We start from the raw sequence: 19,319 nt of genomic DNA, 5'->3' as shown, positions 1-19,319 counted from the left end.
CCTTGCGCCAGGGGCGATGATCCGGCGTCCTCAGATGCGGACGAACAGTTCATCGACCTCGTAGCGCCGTGGCGTGATCCGCTGGTCGGCGGAATAATCGAAAGCAAGCTGCAGCGAGCGGCGGTTTTCCTCGAGGCCATAGGCCGGCGGCGGTGTCGCGCCATCCTCGGCGATCGAGATGCGCCGGGCCTCCTCGAACAATTCCATCAGTTCTCCCGCCAGCCAGCTGTGTTCGGCAAGCAGATCGTTGCGGACCGTCAGGACGTGGTTGATGGGTACGATGCCGGTGCGGGCGATCCACGCTTCGGCGGCCTTGTCGCCATCGGGAACGACGGTGCGGATGCCGGAGGGATCGACGGTGCGTTCGCCCATGATCGCCGAGAGCTCACCCGCCATCATCAGGTCGCGCAGGCCTGTCGGCTTGGTGTTGCGCAGGGTATTCCCGGGGTCGGTATATTCGCTGAGATGGGCGTCCTCCATCGTCAGCCAGGTGATACTATTCAGATCGACGCCGTAGTCGTCCTTGACGATGCCGCGGACCCATACGCCGGAGGTCTGGGCATAGGCGCGCACGCCGACCGTCGTGCCGTTGAGGTCCTTCGGCTCGCGGATGCTGGAACCGGTGGGACAGACGAGATTGGCGTGGGGCAGGCGGCTCCAGAGGGGAATGGCGATGCCGGTTAGCGGCTTGCGGTAATGGTGCGCCAGAAGATGGGTGACGACGGCCAGTTCCGAAACGTCGAGCTCATCGCCACGCACCATGGCGCGGAACCCCTTGGGCAGCGGTTCGTAGTCGCGGAAATCGAAATCGATACGCGTGGACGAGACGCGGCCATCGACGAGCGGTTTGACGTGTGCGTGTTTTCCCAGCGCCGTGCGCAGAAGCAGTTTATCCGCCATCGAACCCTCCCGGATCGATTGTTCCTTTATGTGGAACGATGTTCTGATTTAAAATAATACCGCGAAATGCCCGCCGGTCAATTCCGGTTCGGGCGATTTTTCAGATGGGTGCTTTCAGGCGTAACCGCGAAGGCTCAGCAGGTAGTAGCCGGCTGCTGCTGTGGCGAGGATCGGGTAGGGGCCGATCTTGGTGAAGAGCAGCAGGCCAATTGCAGCCGCAACGGTGCCTGCTTCGATCCAGTTCAGATGCGCCGATTGGGCGACGGTGTAGCCGCCGGCGAAGATCAGCCCGGCGGCAACCGGTGCCAGGCCGCGTTCGGCGGCGATGATCCAGGGCGAGGCGCGGTGCTTGTGCCAGATGCTGCCGCAGACGCAGACGAGCAGCGAGGAGGGCAGGAAGATCGCCAGCGTCGCGACCAGCGCGCCGGTGAGGCCGTCGAGGTGCCAGCCGATCAGGGCGAGAATCAGGGTGCCGGGTCCAGGGGCGGCGCGGGATATGGCATAGAAATCGGTGAAGGCGCGCGGGGTCAGCATGCCGAGCACGTCGACCGTCTGGTGCTGCAGTCCGGCGATGATCGACTGGCCGCCGCCGAAGGAGACGAGCGACAAGGGTATGCAGAGCAGCACGAGATTGAGGAGCTTGGCGTCATCCATTTTTCTTCTCCTTGACGAAGAAGGCGGCGAGGATGCTCAGTGGAATGCTGACGGCAACGACAGGCACCAGCGGCCAGCGCAGCACGCCGACGGTGACGAAGACGGCGACGGCGATGAGGATCGGCACGGCGTGCCTGCGCAGCCGCTTGCCTGTTTTGATGCCCATGGTCAGCGACGAGGCGATGCCGACGCAGGCAAGTCCGCGCAGCACGGTATGGGCCGCCTCGTAGCCGTTTATCTGTTCATAGAAGAAACTCATGATCAGGATGACGGTGAAGGCGGGCGCCAGCATGCCCGTGAAGGCAAGCACCGCGCCCGTCCAGCCGCGCAGCTTCAGGCCGATATAGACGGCGAGATTGACCGGATTGGCGCCGGGCAGGATCTGGGCGATGGTCAGCGTCTTCAGGAAATTGTCCTCGTCCAGCCAGCCGCGGCGCTCGACGATCTCGCGATGGGTCCAGCCGGAGACGCCGCCACCGAAGGACGAGGCGCCCAAGCGCAGGAACGAGATCAGCAGATCGGAGAGAGGCACCTTCTCCTTTTCGCGCAGATGAGCTTCTACCGGCTTGTCCAAATCGGCCTCCCTTGAATGGCTGCCCTGTCCGGAATCCCGGGTGGCGGCATTCAAGGATGCGCCGTGCCATCGGGCGAAGTCCACGCCATTTCGGCTTAGCCGCACAGTAAGGAAAACTTACCGTCAGCGGCGTTCGCCGGTGGTTTTCACAGCAGGATGAGGCTTTTAGGCTGGCAAAAAGACGCGGTATCCGCAGCTCGTGCTGCTCAGCAGAAAATCGCTACACGAAGCCTTTTGTTGCCGTTGCAATATGTGAAAATCGACCGTATTCTCGAATAAAACCGTTTTTAAACAATGGCTTAAATTGTGTTCCGCTAAACGGAACGCTGTACCCCTCTACGGAATGCCTATTGCCAGCCCGCAAGAAAAGTGATGGACTAAGCATAAATTTTTGCTTTGGACAAAGTTTCGGCCAGGGGTCCTAATGATCCTCAGAGGCCGGGTCTTTAAGGCGCCGGGTGAGGATAAACCGCACTCTGGGGGAGTGTGCGGCGGAGCAGCGGAGATCTTTCGGTCGCCGCTGACGGGAGGAGTAAAGCTGCAATGATTGAGACTATGTTCGGGGCGCTGTTCAACCTCGTTAGCTCGCCCCATATCATGGGCCTGATGCTGATCGCCGTGGTCTTCGGACTGCTGGTCGGTGTCACCCCCGGGATCGGCGGCAAGCTGTCGATCGCGATGGCCATCCCCTTCGTCTACGGCATGGATATGGTGGCGGGCGCGGTGTTCCTGCTGACTATGCATGCCGTCAACGGCACCAGCGGCCAGATATCCAGCATCATGTTCGGCATCCCCGGCGACGGCGATGATGCGGCAACGACGCTGGACGGCTATCCCCTTGCAAAACAGGGGCAGGCGGCGAGGGCACTCGGCGCCAGTATCACGGCATCGGGTGTCGGCGGCATCATCGGCGCCGTGGTCTTCGCGATCATGATCCCGATCCTCGAACCCGTCATCCTGATGTTCAGCCCGGCGGAATTCTTCCTGATCGCGCTGCTCGGCATCAGCTTCATCGCCTTCCTTTCGAGCGGCAGCCGCATCGTCAAGGGCCTGATCGTCGGCTTCTACGGCCTGATGCTGTCGACCGTCGGCATGGACCCGATCACCGGCACGCCCCGCTATTCCGGCGACTTCCTGTTCCTATGGGACGGCGTCAGCCTGGTGACCGCCGTGCTTGCGATGTTCGCCGTGCCGGAAATGATCTCGCTCAGCACCAAGGGCGGCTCGATCTCGGCGGTGCCGATGGATACGGGCTTCTCCTATCGCCAGTTGCTGTCCGGCGTTCGTGAAGTGCCGCGCCACTGGTGGCTGGTGCTCAGAACCTCCGTCATCGGCGCGATCATCGGCATGATCCCGGGTCTCGGCGGCTCGACGGCGGCCTGGCTCTGCTACGGTCACGCCGTCCAGAGCTCCAAGCATCCGGAACGTTTCGGCAAGGGTGCGATTGAAGGCGTCATCGCGCCGGAGACCGCCAGCAACGGCAAGGAAGGCGGCTCGCTGCTCCCGACCCTGTTCTTCGGCATCCCAGGTTCATCCGGCATGGCCGTCCTGCTCGGCGCCTTCCTGATCCTCGGCATCCAGCCGGGTGCGCTGATGGTGACCAAGCATCTCGACCTCGTCTGGACGCTGATCTGGGCTCTGGTCGTCGGCAACCTCATCGCCGTGGCGATCCTGCTCGTCATCTGTCGCTGGGTCGCGGTTCTGACCTTCGTCAATGGCCGCATGCTGGTGCCGTTCATCCTGGTCTTCGTGACGCTCGGCTGCTTCGTCAGCGACTTCCAGTGGCAGAACCTGATCGTCCTCGTGGTGTTCAGTGCCATCGGTTACGGCTTCCTGCGTGCCGACTGGCCGCGTGCGCCCTTCGTCATCGGCCTTGTGCTCGGCGGCAAGGCGGAAGCCTCGCTTAATCAGGCACTGCAGCTTTGGGGCTACAGCTTCTTCCTGCGGCCGCTGTCGCTGGTGCTGATCGCGATGATCGTCTCGCTGATGGCCTACGCCTTCTACCGCAACTTCCGCCCGGCGGCCCGCCGGCGCAACCTGGAGGTCAGCCCATGACCTTGAAGACCATCAGCTTCAGCACTGCGCTGACCTTCGTGATGCTCGCGATCTTTACCACCATGGTGGCGCTGTCGTTCGATTACCCGGCAAAGGCACGCTTTATGCCGCTGGTCGTCGGCATCCCCGGAATCCTGCTCTGTCTGGTACAGCTCGGCCTCGATCTCTTCCGCTCGCCCTCGGCACCGGCCGCGGCCTCGCTCGGACAGCAGATCGCTGCGGCCAGCGCCCCGGAGAGCGGTCAGCAGGAAGAGGAACTGCCGGAGTTCGGCCCGCACACGGCGCGGCAGGAAGCCATCATGTGGGTTTACCTCGTCAGCTTCGTCACCGGCATCATCCTGTTCGGCTTCTACGTCAGCGTACCGATCATGCTGCTGACGTTCCTGCGCAGGCAGGGCGAGGCAAGCTGGAAGTTCGCGCTGGCACTGGCGATCGCCGCAACGCTCGCTCTCTACCTGATGTTCGGACGCCTGCTCGGTATCGAGCTCCATCCGGGCTTCGTGACCCGCTGGGCGATGCACGCTTTCGGATTTGGCGCGGTCTAGCAGGGTCCGGATTGCGGGGATTTTGAGAATGCGACCGGCAAGGCCGTTCGCGCACGAGGAAGACATGCCGGGCCGCGATTGCCGAGGAGATGGGTCGCGGACGGTTCAGACACAGTACGCATAAACGACGTCATAACGCTCACTGGGAGGGAAGCATATGAACATCAACTCAATCCGCATGGCAGCGATTGGCCTGGGCGCCGGCCTGGCGCTGGTCACGGGATCGGCCTTCGCACAGGAAGGCCCTGACTTCTTCAACGGCAAGACGGTCAACTATATCGTCGCCACCGCGCCTGGCGGCGGCTACGACACCAACGGCCGCCTGGTCGCGCAGTTCATGCAGAAGCATCTGCCGGGCTCGACCTTCGTGGTCCAGAACATGCCGGGTGCAGGCCACCTGATCGGCGCCAACTTTATCTATGCGTCCGATCCTGACGGCCTGACCTTCGGCACCTTCAATACCGGCCTGATCTACGGCCAGCTCGCAGGTAACCCCGGCATCAAGTTCGATCTCGCCCAGATGTCCTGGATCGGCAAGGTGTCGTCGGACCCGCGCGTTATCGTCGTCTCCAAGGACTCAGGCATCAACAGCTACGAGGATCTCGCTAATCTGAAGGAGCCGATCAAGTTTGCGTCTGCGGGCGTCGGCTCGGCTTCGACGATCGAGACGACCATGCTGGTCAAGGCGCTCGGCCTGAAGATCGAGGTCGTCTCCGGCTATAACGGCAGTGACGACCAGCTCGCCATGCGCCGCGGCGAAGTGCAGGGCATCATCGGCTCGCGCTCGACATTCCAGCCCTTCGTCGATGCCGGTAACGGCAAGCTGATCGCCCAGATCGGGGGTTCGGAAACCGACATCCCGCAGCTCGCCTCGCTCGTCAACAATGACGATGCCAAGCGCGTTATCGCGCTGGTGGAATCGCAGAGCGACATCTCCCGCCTCACCGCAGGTCCGTCCGACATTCCGGCCGACCGGCTGAAGGCGCTGCGCGATGCCTATCAGGCTGCCACGTCTGATCCGGAATTCCTCGCCAAGGCCAAGGAGATCGGCGTTCCCGTCGATCCGAAGATCGGCGACGACGTCGGCAGCCTCGTCAAGGGCGCCATGAACCAGACGCCTGAAGTCGTCAGCTTCCTGAAGGAGTCGCTCAAGGAGGACTGATCGTCTCTTGAGCGAATGGCCGGGCGGCAGTTCCGCCGCCCGCCTCTTTTCAATGCGGTCTCGGGAAGGCAGGCACAGCATGGATAACAAGGTGACGAACGCCGCGCTGGACAAGGCGGCGCAGAAGGAAGGCGTACCCTCTGCATGGCAGTCGGATGTCATTGCTGATCTGATCAAGCAATACGGCTTTCCGTTCATCACGCTCAATCCGGGCGCCAGCTATCGCGGCCTGCATGACTCGCTGGTCAATCACAACGGCAACAATCCGCCGATGCTGATCTGCCAGCACGAGAAGATCGCCGTGCAGATCGCCCACGGCTACGCCAAGGTGACGGGCGAGCCGCTGGCCGTCATCGTCCACAATGTCGTTGGCCTTTTACATTCCACCATGGGCGTCTATTACGCCTACACCGACCGCGCTCCGGTCTTCCTCATCGGCGCCACCGGCCCGATGGACGAGGGCAAGCGCCGTCCGCGCGTTGATTGGGCGCATACCGCCAATGTGCAGGGCAACCAGGTCCGCGACTACGTGAAATGGGATTATCAGCCGGGCGGCATAGACGGCGTGGTCGATAGCTTCGCCCGCGCTTATTCGATCATGATGACCGAGCCGCGCGGCCCGATCTACATGTGTTACGACGCCGGGCTGCAGGAAGCGCCGCTGGAGGAGCCGATCGCGCTGCCTTCGCCGAAATCCGCCAAGGTGCCGAGCCGCATCGCACCGGATCCGAAGGCGCTCGAGGAAGCCGCCGATCGTCTGGTTTCCGCCGAATGGCCGGTGCTCGTGCCGCAGTTCGTCGGCCGCGACAAGAATGGCTGTAGCGATATGGTCGGACTTGCCGAAGCGCTCGGCGCGCCTGTCGTCGATACGCAGTGGCGCCTGAACTTCCCGACCGAACATCCGCTCGACATGCGCATGAGCAAGGACGTCTTCAAACAGGCAGACCTGATCACGCTGCTCGACTGCCGCGACTGGGAGCGCCCGACGCATGTCAACGACCGTATCAACCGCACGCTGAAGCCGCTGTTCTCGAAAGGCTGCGACTGGCTGGATATCGGCTTTGCTGACATCGAGATTTCCAAGTGGGCGACGGACTACCAGCGCTTCCCGGAGACCGCGCAGCGCGTGCTTGCCGATACGGCGCTTGCCATCCCGGCGCTGACGACGCTGATCAAGGATCGCGTCAAGGATAATGGCGCCCTTGCGAAGCGGATCGCCGAGCGCGCCGCCGCCGTCGGCGAAATGCACAAGGCACAGCGCGCCAAATGGCGCGAAGAGTCCCGCGACGGCTGGGATTCCAAGCCGGTATCGCTCGGCCGTCTGGCGACCGAAGTCTGGGACAAGATCCGGCATGAAGACTGGGTGCTGACCACCAATGCCTTCGAAGACTGGGCGCTAAAACTCTGGGATTTCGACAAGCCCTACCGCTGGCCGGGCAAGGCGCTCGGCACTGGCACGCAGATCGGCATGGCGACCGGCATTGCGCTTGCCCACAAGGGCACCGGCCGTCTCGTGGTCGACTGCCAGACGGATGGCGACCTGATGTTCGACGTCGGGGCGCTGTGGTTCGCGGCCAAGCACAAGGTGCCGTTCCTCTGCGTCATGCACAACAACCGCGCCTACTACAACGACTGGGACCATCAGATCACCGTGGCCCGCCAACGCGGTACCCCCGTCGAGCGCGCCCATATCGGCATGGATCTCTTCGATCCGGCACCCGATTTCGCGACACTCGCCCGCGGTCTTGGCTGGTATGCCGAGGGCGCGATCGAGGACGCCGATGATATCGGTGCCGCGCTTGAGCGGGCGATCGCCCAGGTCAAGAACGGCATTCCGGCGCTGATCGACGTTGTGACACAGCACGAAGGATAAGCGCCTCGGCGCAGCAGGCATTTGGGAGACAGGCATGAAGGTAGCAGTGGTCGGTACGGGAGAGATGGGGCTTGCGATGGCAGGTCACATGCTCGACGGCGGGCATGAGGTTTCCGGCTTCGACGTCAATGCCGAACGGCTTGCCGCGGCTGCCGAGAAGGGCATCAAACCGGCTGGCGATCTCGCCGAACTCTCCGAAGCCGAGGTGTTCATCCTCGTTGTTGCCACCGATCAGCAGGTCATCGATGTCTGCGAAGCGCTTTCGGCAAGTGCTGCGAAGGGATCGATCATCGCTGTGGCGGCGACGATCAGCCCGGAGACGATGCAGAAGCTTGGTCCCAAGCTGAGAGAAAAGGGCATCGGTCTTGTCGATGCGCCTGTCGTCTATGGCGCATCGGGTGCGCGCTCCGGCACGCTGCTTTCGCTCTGCGGCGGCAGCGAGGAGGATGTCGAACGCATCCGCCCGGTGATGATGTGCTATAGCCGCGAGGTTATCCGCGTCGGGCCGCTGGGCTCCGGCCAGATCGCCAAGTCATGCAACAATCTGCTGCACTGGGTCCATTGCGTCGCCAATTTCGAGACGCTGCTAATCGCCAAGCGCTACGGTATCGACGCCCAGCGCATGCGCGAAATCCTGCTGCTCTGCCCCGGCACCAACGGCACGCTCGCCCGCTGGGATTCGACGCGCTTCACCTGGCAGGAAAAGGACATGGATGTGACGCTGGAGCTCGCGCAGAAGGCGGGGCTGATGCTGCCGCTCGCCGGCCAGGTGGACCAGATCATCAAGTCGCTGAAAGCCGATGACGTGAAGGGCCTGCTTTATGGCGAGGAAGCGAGCTACCTCGGCAAGACCGTCAGGGCGATGACACCAGCCGAAGGGGGCGTAGCCTGAGGTCTGCCGTCCAGGAATTCGCGCCCGCGCATGCGCCCGGAGCCCCCTCTGGAAATGTGCTGAACCGCCGCTCCGTCATCTGACGGCTCCAGTGGTGAAACCGAAACAAGACATCGAGAGTGAGATTATGTCCGTCAGTGAAAATCCAGCCGTCGCCGATCCCGTTGCCGTCAAGGATCCCGGCAATTCGAAATTCCTGGTCGATCCCTATGGCGACTGGTCGAAGGGCGAGGGGATCCCAATTCATTTCGATCTCGGCCACGACCTCTTGGCGCTCGAAACCGGCACCTGGGACCGCTACGACGCCCGCGGCTGCTTCGCGCATACACAGGGTATGGGCGACTTCATGGCGAACTATGTCATCGAGGTACTGCCGGGTAAGAAGACGCGGCCGGTGAAGCACCTCTACGAGGCCTTCTTCTATGTGCTGTCAGGCTACGGCTCGACGACCGTCTGGCTGCCCAACGGCGAGACCCGGACCTTCGAATGGGGTCCGAAGGCGCTGTTCGCGATCCCGCTGAACTGCCAGTACCAGTTCCACAACGGCTCCGGCCAGGAAACGGTGCGGCTCTCCTGCACCAACCACGCGCCGCTGACGATCAACCTCTACCACAACCTGAAATTCGTCTTCGAAAACGACTTCGACTTCGACGACCGCGTCGGCGGCTCGAAGCATTTCGAGGGTGAAGGCGTGCTCTACAGCTACGGCGCGGAATCCGCCCGCAAGGTGCAGAACGTCTGGGAAACCAATTTCGTCCACGATCTGACGAGCTTCAAGCTTTACGAGTTCGACGGCCGCGGCAAGGGCTCGCTGAACGTCAACTTCGTGCTCGCCGATGGCACCATGCACTCGCATGTCTCGCAGATGCCGGTCGGACGCTACAAGAAGGCGCATCGCCATGCGGCGGGCACGCACGTCCATGCGGTGGACGGCGAGGGTTATTCGCTGATGTGGTACGAAGGGGAATCCGAGTTCAAGGAAATCCCGTGGCGCCACGGCTACATGTATACGCCGCCCTTCTGGATGTACCACCAGCACTTCAACACCTGTGATCAGCCGGCACGCTACGTTGCCTGCTCGCTCGGCAGCCGCCGATATCCCTTCATCTCGCTGCGCCGCAAGAGCGCGGAAGGTGGCGGTGCCACTTCGGTCAAGGATGGTGGCCGCCAGATCGAGTACGAGGATCAGGATCCGCGCGTCCATCGCAAGTTCCTAGAGGAACTGCAGAAGACGGGCGTACCCTCGGCCATGGGTGACATCTTCGACGAGGCGGCTATCATGGCGCTCGACAAGGAAAGCCTCACCGGCGTCATCAAGACGCCGATCCTCGCCGGTCCGGCCAGCTGATCAGAGGCGCGCCGGCGGCAGGTCCGCCGGCCTCCTCGCGCAGGCATGCACAGGGAATAGAGTAAGTGCACGATCTCGATTTCGATCACGAACATGGCGATCTCTCGGACGACGAGCGCCGGGCGATTTCCGACTGGCTGTGGCAGCAGGAAACCGTCGAGCTTCTGACCGTCGGCATCGATATCGGCAGTTCGACCTCGCATCTGCTTTTCGCCCGCGTCGTCATGCGCCGCGAGACGGAAGAGCTCTCCAGCCGTTTCCAGGTGATCGACCGTCAGGTGGTCTGGCGCTCGCCGATCCTGCTGACGCCGTTTCTGCCTGACGGCACGATCGATGCGCATGAACTCCGGCACTTCTTCGCCCATTGCTATGAGGATGCAGGCTACAAGCGCAGCCATATTGATACCGGCGCGGTGATCCTCACCGGCGAGGCGATCAAGAAGAAGAATGCGCGGGCGATCGACGAGATATTCGCCAGCGAATCCGGCCGCTTCGTTTGCGCCACGGCGGGGCACAAGCTCGAATGCATGCTGGCGGCCCATGGCTCCGGTGCCACGGAACTGTCGAAGAAGCGCAATGCCTGCGGGCTGCATGTCGATATCGGTGGCGGTACGACGAAGCTGGCGCTGATCAGCAAGGGCGAGATCATCGACGTCGCAGCCTTCGCCGTCGGCGGGCGTCTGATAGCGCAGGACAAGTCAGGCGCCTGGACCCGTGTCGATGAATCGGCGTCGATCGTTGCGGCCGAACTCGGGCTTGCGACCGATCCGGAAACGCTTGCGAAGCCTGAGGTAAGGCTGGCGATCGCCAAGAGATTGGCGGCCGCTGCCGTCGACCAGATCCTCGGCGCGCCACTCGATGCGCTCGGCGAAAAGCTGCTGCTCACCGAGCCGCTCGATCGCAGCTTCCGGCCTGACTACGTGACCTTCTCCGGCGGTGTTTCGGAGTATATTTTCGAATACGAAACCGCCGACCACGGCGATATCGCCCAGATGCTGGCGAAGGAGTTGATCGCGCAGCTGACGCCGCGGCTTGAGGTGCCGATCGTCGATGCCGGGCAGCGTATCCGCGCAACCGTCATCGGCGCCTCGCAGTTTACCGTGCAGGTCAGCGGCAAGACGATGTACCGCACCGGCGATCGCGGCCTGCCGTCGCACAATATTCCGGTCGTCCATCTCGGCCATGCGGTGCCTGAGCATGTCGATGCCGAAGCGATCGCCAAGGCTTTTGCCGCCGGGGCGGAGCGGCGGGACAGCATGATTGCCGCGCCGCTGGCGCTGGCCTTCACCTTCACCGGTCTGCCTGACTATCCGCGGCTCCTGGAGCTCGCCAAGGCGATCAAGATGTTTGCGGCGCCCGAGGGGCATCGCGACGAATTGCTGGTGCTGGTCATCGACGGCGATATCGGGCTGACGCTGGGCCGTATCCTCGACCGTGAGCTGAAGATCGGGCCGCAGCTGATCTCGATCGATGGTGTGCAGCTGAAGGAACTGGATTTCGTCGATCTCGGCGAATTCATCAATCCGCCGGGCGTCGTGCCCGTCGTGATCAAGTCGCTGTTGTTTTCGTAACGGATTGTCCGACGGCCTTGATTTGAGGGGCGGGCGGATGTACGTTGAGTTTAAATTGGAACGATGTTCTATATAGAAGAACATCCGATTGGGAGGAGAAACCCATGCATCAGGATCCCCTTGGCGGCGGCACAGGCACGCACTGGCACGAGCCGGCCGGTACGAAGAAGGCAGGCTTCGGCGAGTTCAAGAAGCAGCCGACGCCCTATGACCAGTTCATGGAAGAAGAGGGCATTCCTGTTTTCCGCGATCTCGGCATTTCCAACGTCAAGAACCTGCCGCTGAAGCCCTGGAAGCGCACCGGCGGCCGCGGCAGCTATATCCAGCTTTACGGCACCGAGACCAAGTGGGGCTGTCACCTCGTCGAGGTGCCCGCCGCCGGCGAGCTCAATCCGGAAAAGCACATGTACGAGGAAATCTACCTCGTCGTGGAAGGCCGCGGCTCGACCGAAGTGTGGCTCGAGGGCGAGGGCAAGAAGCATGTGTTCGAATGGCAGGAAGGATCGATGTTCTCGATCCCGATGAACGCCTGGCACCGCATCGTCAACGCCACCAACAGCCCGGCGCTGCTGCTTGGCGGCACGACGGCGCCCGTCGTCGTCAACGCCATCCAGAATTTCGATGCCGTCTACAACAATCCGTTCGTTTTCCGCGACCGCTTCTCGGGCGCCGACGACTTCTACAAGTATCGCGAGGAGATCGAGCCGGATCCGGTGCGCGGCCTTGCCATGCGCCGCACCAACTTCCTGCCGGATGCGGTGAACTGCGACCTGCCGCTCGATAACCGCCGCTCGGTCGGCTATCGCCGCGTCGAGCCGTTCATGACCAACAACAATTTCTACTACTGGATCGGCCAGCACGAGAACGGCCGCTATTCCAAGGCGCATGCCCATACGTCAGCGGCAATTCTGATCTGCCTGAAAGGCGAGGGCTATACCTATACATGGCCGGAAGAATGCGGCGTCAATCCTTGGGAAAACGGCCATGCCGACCGCGTCCGCCGTCTCGACTACGGCCAGTACGGCATGGTGACGGCGGCTCCGGGTGGCGCACGCTGGTACCACCAGCATTTCAGCGTCTCGAAGGATGATTTCCGCCTGACGGCCTGGTTCGGTCCGCACAATCCGGGCCGCGATCCAGGTGCGCCCGGCGAGAAGCACATCGACTATACCGCCATCGACGTCAACGAAGGCGGCACTGCCATTCCGTACTGGATGGAAGACCCGTATATCCGCAAGGAATATGAGGCGCTTCTGAAGAAGAACGGTGTGGAGGTTCGCATGAAGCCGGAATGGTACGACAAGCCTGCCGACACGACGACGAAGAAGTCGACCGTCGTCTGATCATGGCTGACGACGAAGAAGAACAGGGCGGCCGGATATTCTTTTCGAATGTCGGCCGCAGCATGGAGCTCGAGGACGAGATCGTGCTGGTCAGCGTCGGTATCGATATCGGCTCCTCGACCTCGCATCTCGCCTTTTCCCGCATCGTGCTCGAAAGGCTCGACACCCGCTACATGGTGGTCGAGCGCACGCTGCTGCATCAGTCGGATGTGTTGCTGACGCCCTATAGCGGTGACGACGAGATCAATGCCGATGCGCTCGGCGCCTTCTTTGCCGAACAGTACAGGCAGGCCGGCATCACCCCTGATGACATCGATACTGGCGCGCTGATCCTGACCGGCGTTGCCGTCCGGCGCAGCAATGCCCGGGCGATCGGCACGCTGTTTTCCGAGGAGACCGGCAAGTTCGTGGTCGTCAGTGCCGGCGACGGGCTGGAGACGACGCTCGCCGCCTTCGGCTCGGGCGCGGTGGCGCTTTCGGGCCGGACCGGAGAGAGCGTGCTGAACGTCGATATCGGCGGCGGTACCTCGAAGCTTGCATACTGCGCCGAAGGCACGATCCGGCATATCGCGGCGATCGATATCGGCGCCCGCATCGTCGCCTTCGACGACAACCGCAGCATCACCCGCATCGAGGAAGCCGGGCGCTATTTCGGCCGCAAGGCGGGTGTCGCGGTCGAACTTGGCGCGACGCTGAGCGAAGCCGATGCGCGCAAGCTGGCATCGGCGATGGTCGAGCAGCTGTTCGAGGCGATGCAGGGGGGCGAGATGAGTGCGGAGACGGTGGGGCTGCATCGTCTGCCGCCGCTGCCATCGGTGCTGCCCGATGTCGTCACGGTCTCCGGCGGCGTCTCGGAATTCCTCTATGCCGAAAAGCCGGAGAGCTTCAGCGATCTCGGTCCGCTGATGGCGGAGATCCTGCGGGAAAAGCTGGAAAGCTGGTCGCCGCGCTTGGAGAAGCCGGAGCAGGGCATCCGCGCCACTGTCGTCGGCGCTTCGCAATATACGGTACAGGTCAGCGGCAGCACGATCTTCGTCCATCCGCTACAGCTGCTGCCGGTGCGCAATATCCCGGTCATCAAGCCGGCGATCGAATTCGGCGACAAGATCGAGCCTGCCGATGTCGCAGCTCGCGTTACGGAATCGCTTGGTCGTCTCGATCTTGGCAGCGGCGAGAGCCCGGTCGCTATCTGCTACGATTGGGAGGGGTCGGCGAGCTATCGCCGTCTCGACGGTTTTTGCCGCGGGGTGATCGAGGGGCTGGCGCCGGTGCTTGCCAATGGCCACCCGCTGATCCTGGTCGGCAACGGCGATGTCGGCGGCCTTGTCGGCATGCATTGCAAGCTGGAGGCGGGTATTTCCTCGCTGGTGTCGATCGACGGCATCAAGCTCGATGAGTTCGACTTCATCGATATCGGCGCCATGCTGGAGACCTCAGGCGCCGTGCCTGTCGTCATCAAGTCGCTGGTGTTCCCCGACAAGAAGCTCGGCAGCGGCTAGGAACCCGGCACATCCCACCTGGGGGCGGGATGGGTCGAGACAAAGGCTTCGGCCTCGGCCCGCAACCACTCGCAGAAGATGACGGATTTGCGGTTCCGCCTCGCACGGCGCAGCGCCACATATTCGTGGCCGCTGTCGAGGAAGCCGAAGGGGGCCGCCAGCCTCGCGTCGCGGATGTCGTCCGTGACATAGGGCCAGGGCGCGACGCAGACGCCGAGCCCTGCGCCTGCCGCTTCCAGCATGAAATAGAAGTGTTCGTATTCGACGCGCGGTCCGCTCTCGATGTTTAAACCCGAGCGCGCCAGCCAGTCGCCCCAGGCGCGGAGCCGGGTCTTGGTGTGCAGCTGCGGCAGGCCGCCGATCTGTGCCGACAGGGCCGGAGAGACCACCGGTCCGGTCTGTTCCGGAAAGAGCGGGATGACATCAGCGCCCTCAGGCCAGGGTGCCGTGCCGACACGGATCGCCACGTCGAAGCCGTCGCGGGCAAAATCGACCGGCCGGGACGAGGCCGTCAGCCGCACGTCGATACTGGGATGCTCGGCCTGGAAGCGATAAAGCCGCGGGATCAGCCAGCGCATCGTGAAGGTGCCGGGGCAGGAGACATCGAGCGGGCCATCGCCGGTATCGGCAACGGCGCGCACCGACATGTCGATCTGATCGAAGGCGGCGACCAGTCCCGGCAGCAGCGTCTGGCCAGCCTCCGTCAGCCGCATCCTGTTCTTCGGTCCTTCGAACAACGCTACGCCGAGAACCTCCTCCAGATGCTGGATCTGGCGGCTGATGGCGCTGTGCGTCACGTTCAGCTCTTCGGCCGCCAGCGTCATGCGGCCGTGGCGGCCTGCGGCTTCGAAGGCGCGAAGCGCATTGAGGGAGGGCAGACGTCTTGCCATGTGCGCTTTAGGAACAATCCGTGTTCGAGCTTATCGGTTTTCATCCCGGAGAATATGATGTTTTCTCCATTTGCAACATTAAGGCAAAGCCGCTGAGCGCACAACAGGTGCTGGATGCCCAGGCATTCAGCAGGGCGAAGCTTTGCCTGGCAAAGGATGGAAACCATGAACAGCAGACATGTAGACGGAAGTGCCGGCGACGCCAATTACGGCGTGATCGGCACCAATTATACCCGGTACCGGCAGCCCGATCCCCATATCGCCGCCTTCATCTGGCGCGCGCTCGGTGATGCCAGAACGGTGCTTAATGTCGGCGCGGGCGCCGGTTCCTACGAGCCAACCGATCGCACGGTCACCGCCGTCGAGCCATCGGCCTCGATGCGCGCCCAGCGTCCGGCGCATCTGCCGGTGGCGATCGATGCGGTGGCGGAAAAGCTGCCCTTCGCCGATGACAGCTTCGATGCCAGCATGACGACTTTCTCCGTTCACCAATGGTCGGACCTCAAGGCCGGCCTTGCCGCGATGCGCCGTGTGACGCGCGGTCCGGTCGCCGTGCTGAGCTGCGACCCGGACGAGCTGCATCGCTCATGGCTGCACGCCTACGCCCCTGAAATGATCGCGGTGGAGGCCAGCCGTTATCCGCCGCTTGCGGCCATCTCCGGCGCCTTGGGCGGGACGATCGAGATCAAGCCAGTGCCGATCCCGCTTCACTGCACCGACGGCTTCGGCGAAGGCTATTACGGCCGCCCCGAGCGGCTGCTCGATCCCGGCGCACGGCTTGCCAACTCGGCCTGGAGCTTCGTCGATGCTTCCGTTGGCGAGCGCTTCGCCGAAGAGCTCGGCCGCGATCTGAAAGATGGCAGCTGGGACAGACGCTATGGCGAACTTCGCTCGCAGCCGTTCTTCGAGGGATCGCTGCGGCTGATCGTTTCGACGCCGTGAACGGATAGCAGCTTACAACTCACAGCTTTCAAGCAGCCCCGTCGCCTATGCGGCGAAGGGGCTGCCTTGCCGGATGGCGATAAAACCGATAGAAGTTTCTTTCGGCTTTCGGATTTTATCGGAAACGAAATTCAACGAAATCAGCAAACTGCGGGATAAAATTTTAAAACCGGCGAAGTTTCTTGCCGTTGCCCGTTGCTAAATTTCAAATTGATCCTATATTGGGTTCATCGACCATTGCTTGTGACGTCGCTCAAGAGCGCTTTTGCCTCTTCAGATTTCCTTCCAAATAATCGATCTAGGTCCGCAAAGTATCGCGGAAAAAACAACGGTTGCTTTGAAAGGAGATCGTTATGAATACAGGTACAGTCAAGTGGTTCAACGCCACCAAGGGTTTCGGCTTTATCCAGGCTGACAACGGCGGCGCAGACGTTTTCGTCCACATTTCTGCAGTTGAACGCGCAGGCCTGCGCTCGCTCGCAGACGGCCAGAAGATCCGTTTCGACATCGTGCAGGACCGCAAGTCCGGCAAGAACTCGGCGGACAACCTGCAGGCTGAATGAATTTGTCACGGCTCGCGCGACCACGGATGTACTGGCGCGCTGAGACGATGACGGAGGAAGGTCGGGATTAGTCCCGGCCTTTTGTTTTTTCATCTGATACGGAGAACGGCATGACGAACCGCCACTACCGGCCGGGCGATAGCATCGTTCTGAAGCCGGGAATTCTTGGAAGCGTCCAGCCGGGCGGCGCCGGCCGCGTCGTGTCGGTCATGCCGGCAGCACAGGGCTTTGTCCACTACCGCGTCAGATTCCAGAACGAGAATTGCGAGCGAAGCGTCCGCCAGGACGATATCGACGTTCTGGCATCGTCAGGCCGCCCCGCCGCCGAGGTCAAGGTGACGGAAAGCCCGAAATCGAGCTGGATCAATTCGAATACGATCCGCATCAAGAAATAACGGCCGTTGGCCGATTAAGGAGACGTCTTGCAGGTACTCGTCCGGGATAACAACGTCGATCAGGCTCTTCGCGTCTTGAAGAAGAAGATGCAGCGCGAGGGTGTGTTTCGTGAAATGAAGGCGCGCAGCGCCTATGAAAAGCCTTCTGAAAAGCGCGCCCGCGAAAAGGGCGAAGCGATCCGCCGCGCCCGCAAGCTTGCCCGCAAGCAGGCTCAGCGCGAAGGCCTCCTGCCGGCTCCCAAGAAGAAGATCCTGGCGCGCGCCCGCTAACCGACCGTCATACCGGGACAGGCACTCCTGAAGGAGGAAAGCATGACCAAGACGAAAGACAATCTCTTCAAGCCCGAAAAGCTTTCGGCGCAGGCGAAGGCGGAAAACACCGCCTCGATGGCCAAAGAGATCATGGCCGGCGAGCTCATCGAGCGGCAGAAGAAGACCGAGAGACTGCGGGCGCTGCGTTTGGCGCAGCCCGTAGCCGAGCCGCCCGCGAAGAAGACACGCGCGGCCAGCAAGAAATCCTGAGTTCATTGTCATCTTGAGAACGCCGCCGCCGGGCGGCGTTTTCGCGTCTGGGTATATCAGCCGCGGGCTGTTGTTTCCGGCCGGCGAATGCGCGCCTCAATGGCGCGGGCCGATTGGCCACGCAGCGTCTGCAGCGTAGTCATCGGGAAGGTGATCCCCGCCAAGGCGCGGATGAAGGCGCTCTCCTCAGGCTTCGAAAAACGCACGAAGACGCTGCCTTCCTGCTGCCGGATCTGCGCGCAGGTGATGAAAATTTCCGATGTTCCGAGACAGAGATAGAAGTGCGCTGTCAGCTGCTCGATGCCGCGCGCCTGCAATATGGCGCCGGTCTCGCTGATACTGACGATGCGCACCTGCCGGGCCGTGAAGGACTTCACGCCCTTGACTGGGCAGAGCGCCCGGGCAACCAGATTGACCCGATGATAGGCAGGCTCGGCGCTATCGCCCGCAAAGGCAAGCCGCGACAGATAGTTGCGGTGGGTGTTCGAATTCAACATGAAATGACTGCGAAAAAGACATTAACGAATTTTTAACCATGTAGCTGCCGCAAGCCGGAAAGGCAACGCGCATTGCGTGTGCCCCGACGCAAAGATGTTGATGATTTCCTGCCCCGGAGAGCTGCCGGCCGCGGGCAGGGTGAGTCGGGCAGCGGTTCGCCCGAACGCGGCCGCGGCGGGTCGCCGGCGATGGGCGCTGGCCATGCCCGGACAGGCATTCTGTATCGAAACGGCAAGGCCGCGGCCTCGCCGCTGTGGACCGTAACCCTTCGTTAAGGTTGATCGCCTGGCAATTGGAATTTCCGGCCCGTGCCAGGGCTCAAGCACCCTAAAATGGCTGGGCGGCTTTTGGCCGACCCTGATGATTTTCCTTAAGATGGTGTTTTATGTCTGATATTTCCGATGACCTGCCGCCGATCGGACCAGATAGCGCCGGTGACGGCGCGGCCAGAACCGGAGCTGCCTGGCAACGCCTGCGTCAGCATGAGGCAGATCTGCTGTTCTCCGCCGTGCCGCCGGAAGTTGTGGAGGCGCAGCGTCCGGAGCTGCGCAAAAAGGTCAACGACATTCCTGTCGAAATCGAGGTGGTGATCGGGCGGGCGCGTGTTTCGGTTGCCGAGTTGATGCGGGTCGATCCGGGTCACAGCTTCCGGCTGGATAGCCGTTTCGGCGAACCGGTCGAGCTGCTGGTCAATGGCCGGCTGATCGGCCACGGCGAAATCGTTGCCGATGCCGACGACAATGTCGTCGGCGTGCGGATCGTTCGTCTCGCAGGTTGAGAGCGTTTTCATTGGGGGCAAGTGCATGGGCCATCAGGCCCGCAACGGCGCCGGTCAGGATTGCGGGGGCATCCGGCACGAAGGAAACTGCAAGGAAGACATCATGACGATGAGAGCCTGCATAATGACCGAGAGCCATCTGAAGACGGTGCTCGAAATGCTGCGCGACAAGCCGGAGCTGGGTGATGCGCGATCGCTGGTGGAAGCGGCGCTCACGGAGATCGAAGCTGTACGGAAGAGCCATGCCGCGGCCTTTCAACAGGCCGGGCGGCGGAGGGCGAGGTGAGGTGGCGGCGGGGAACCGGGGGGCTTGCC

General features: G+C 62.3%; 21 protein-coding genes. 16 read left to right on the top strand and 5 right to left on the bottom strand.

Going from position 1 to position 19,319, the window contains the following annotated elements:
• Positions 1 to 30: 30 nt before the first annotated feature.
• The 3 genes from AC1DV9_RS17815 to AC1DV9_RS17805 all read right to left on the bottom strand — a co-directional run bounded on the left by AC1DV9_RS17815 (position 31) and on the right by AC1DV9_RS17805 (position 2,128).
• Complete coding sequence (locus AC1DV9_RS17815) at positions 31 to 900, bottom strand: substrate-binding domain-containing protein (protein WP_477949465.1); 870 nt, start codon at positions 898 to 900, stop codon at positions 31 to 33.
• Between the two features lie 114 nt (positions 901 to 1,014).
• Positions 1,015 to 1,554: a chromate transporter gene (locus AC1DV9_RS17810; RefSeq protein ID WP_477949463.1), complete on the bottom strand. Its 540-nt coding sequence runs from the start codon at positions 1,552 to 1,554 to the stop codon at positions 1,015 to 1,017.
• Positions 1,547 to 2,128 (bottom strand): chromate transporter, encoded by a 582-nt coding sequence (locus AC1DV9_RS17805; protein WP_477949461.1) that lies wholly within the window; start codon positions 2,126 to 2,128, stop codon positions 1,547 to 1,549. Before AC1DV9_RS17805 ends, AC1DV9_RS17810 begins: the two co-directional genes overlap by 8 nt.
• A gap of 543 nt (positions 2,129 to 2,671) precedes the next feature.
• On the opposite strand from AC1DV9_RS17805, the gene AC1DV9_RS17800 reads away from it, so the two are divergent.
• From AC1DV9_RS17800 to AC1DV9_RS17760, 9 genes are all read left to right on the top strand, one after another.
• Positions 2,672 to 4,183 carry a tripartite tricarboxylate transporter permease gene (locus AC1DV9_RS17800; RefSeq protein ID WP_112390211.1) on the top strand — a complete coding sequence of 504 codons (1,512 nt, stop codon included), beginning with the start codon at positions 2,672 to 2,674 and terminating at the stop codon, positions 4,181 to 4,183.
• The gene (locus AC1DV9_RS17795) at positions 4,180 to 4,728 is read left to right on the top strand and encodes a tripartite tricarboxylate transporter TctB family protein (protein ID WP_112540630.1); all 549 of its coding nucleotides are present in this window, start codon (positions 4,180 to 4,182) and stop codon (positions 4,726 to 4,728) included. Before AC1DV9_RS17800 ends, AC1DV9_RS17795 begins: the two co-directional genes overlap by 4 nt.
• A 157-nt stretch (positions 4,729 to 4,885) precedes the next feature.
• Positions 4,886 to 5,890: a Bug family tripartite tricarboxylate transporter substrate binding protein gene (locus AC1DV9_RS17790; protein WP_112390213.1), complete on the top strand. Its 1,005-nt coding sequence runs from the start codon at positions 4,886 to 4,888 to the stop codon at positions 5,888 to 5,890.
• Positions 5,891 to 5,969: 79 nt separating this feature from the next.
• A complete protein-coding gene (locus AC1DV9_RS17785) occupies positions 5,970 to 7,763 on the top strand; it encodes a thiamine pyrophosphate-binding protein (protein WP_477949459.1) in 1,794 nt (597 codons plus the stop codon).
• 34 nt (positions 7,764 to 7,797) lie between these two features.
• The gene (locus AC1DV9_RS17780; protein WP_477949457.1) at positions 7,798 to 8,655 is read left to right on the top strand and encodes an NAD(P)-dependent oxidoreductase; all 858 of its coding nucleotides are present in this window, start codon (positions 7,798 to 7,800) and stop codon (positions 8,653 to 8,655) included.
• A 127-nt stretch (positions 8,656 to 8,782) separates the two neighbouring features.
• Complete coding sequence (locus AC1DV9_RS17775; protein WP_477949455.1) at positions 8,783 to 10,003, top strand: cupin domain-containing protein; 1,221 nt, start codon at positions 8,783 to 8,785, stop codon at positions 10,001 to 10,003.
• 65 nt (positions 10,004 to 10,068) lie between these two features.
• Positions 10,069 to 11,574, top strand: coding sequence for an ethanolamine ammonia-lyase reactivating factor EutA (locus AC1DV9_RS17770; protein WP_477949453.1), 1,506 nt, complete (start codon positions 10,069 to 10,071; stop codon positions 11,572 to 11,574).
• 104 nt (positions 11,575 to 11,678) lie between these two features.
• Positions 11,679 to 12,917, top strand: a complete 1,239-nt coding sequence (locus AC1DV9_RS17765) for a cupin domain-containing protein (RefSeq protein ID WP_477949451.1) — start codon at positions 11,679 to 11,681, stop codon at positions 12,915 to 12,917.
• Entirely contained in the window at positions 12,866 to 14,416 is a 1,551-nt protein-coding gene (locus AC1DV9_RS17760) for an ethanolamine ammonia-lyase reactivating factor EutA (RefSeq protein ID WP_477949449.1), read from the top strand. The genes AC1DV9_RS17765 and AC1DV9_RS17760 overlap by 52 nt, the downstream gene beginning before the upstream one ends.
• On the opposite strand, the gene AC1DV9_RS17755 is transcribed toward AC1DV9_RS17760, so the two are convergent.
• Complete coding sequence (locus tag AC1DV9_RS17755; protein ID WP_477949447.1) at positions 14,413 to 15,306, bottom strand: LysR substrate-binding domain-containing protein; 894 nt, start codon at positions 15,304 to 15,306, stop codon at positions 14,413 to 14,415. The two genes, AC1DV9_RS17760 and AC1DV9_RS17755, sit on opposite strands and share 4 nt — an antisense overlap.
• A 165-nt stretch (positions 15,307 to 15,471) precedes the next feature.
• On the opposite strand from AC1DV9_RS17755, the gene AC1DV9_RS17750 reads away from it, so the two are divergent.
• From AC1DV9_RS17750 to AC1DV9_RS17730, 5 genes are all read left to right on the top strand, one after another.
• A complete protein-coding gene (locus AC1DV9_RS17750; RefSeq protein ID WP_442207792.1) occupies positions 15,472 to 16,248 on the top strand; it encodes a class I SAM-dependent methyltransferase in 777 nt (258 codons plus the stop codon).
• Positions 16,249 to 16,601: 353 nt separating this feature from the next.
• Entirely contained in the window at positions 16,602 to 16,811 is a 210-nt protein-coding gene (locus tag AC1DV9_RS17745) for a cold-shock protein (RefSeq protein ID WP_112390220.1), read from the top strand.
• Between the two features lie 110 nt (positions 16,812 to 16,921).
• The gene (locus AC1DV9_RS17740) at positions 16,922 to 17,206 is read left to right on the top strand and encodes a cold-shock protein (protein ID WP_112390221.1); all 285 of its coding nucleotides are present in this window, start codon (positions 16,922 to 16,924) and stop codon (positions 17,204 to 17,206) included.
• A 27-nt stretch (positions 17,207 to 17,233) separates the two neighbouring features.
• Positions 17,234 to 17,476, top strand: a complete 243-nt coding sequence (gene rpsU / locus AC1DV9_RS17735; protein WP_112518562.1) for a 30S ribosomal protein S21 — start codon at positions 17,234 to 17,236, stop codon at positions 17,474 to 17,476.
• 42 nt (positions 17,477 to 17,518) lie between these two features.
• Positions 17,519 to 17,728, top strand: coding sequence for a hypothetical protein (locus AC1DV9_RS17730; protein WP_112390223.1), 210 nt, complete (start codon positions 17,519 to 17,521; stop codon positions 17,726 to 17,728).
• A gap of 56 nt (positions 17,729 to 17,784) precedes the next feature.
• On the opposite strand, the gene AC1DV9_RS17725 is transcribed toward AC1DV9_RS17730, so the two are convergent.
• On the bottom strand, positions 17,785 to 18,225 hold the full coding sequence (locus AC1DV9_RS17725; protein WP_477949445.1) for a hypothetical protein: 441 nt from the start codon (positions 18,223 to 18,225) through the stop codon (positions 17,785 to 17,787).
• A 386-nt stretch (positions 18,226 to 18,611) separates the two neighbouring features.
• On the opposite strand from AC1DV9_RS17725, the gene AC1DV9_RS17720 reads away from it, so the two are divergent.
• The gene (locus AC1DV9_RS17720) at positions 18,612 to 19,004 is read left to right on the top strand and encodes a FliM/FliN family flagellar motor switch protein (RefSeq protein ID WP_477949444.1); all 393 of its coding nucleotides are present in this window, start codon (positions 18,612 to 18,614) and stop codon (positions 19,002 to 19,004) included.
• A 103-nt stretch (positions 19,005 to 19,107) separates the two neighbouring features.
• The gene (locus AC1DV9_RS17715) at positions 19,108 to 19,290 is read left to right on the top strand and encodes a hypothetical protein (protein ID WP_477949442.1); all 183 of its coding nucleotides are present in this window, start codon (positions 19,108 to 19,110) and stop codon (positions 19,288 to 19,290) included.
• The last annotated feature ends 29 nt before the right edge of the window (positions 19,291 to 19,319 follow it).

Source organism: Rhizobium sp. 01L410 (assembly GCF_056400165.1).
Note: the sequence above shows the minus strand (reverse complement) of the source record. Positions and strands in the feature narration are given on the sequence as shown.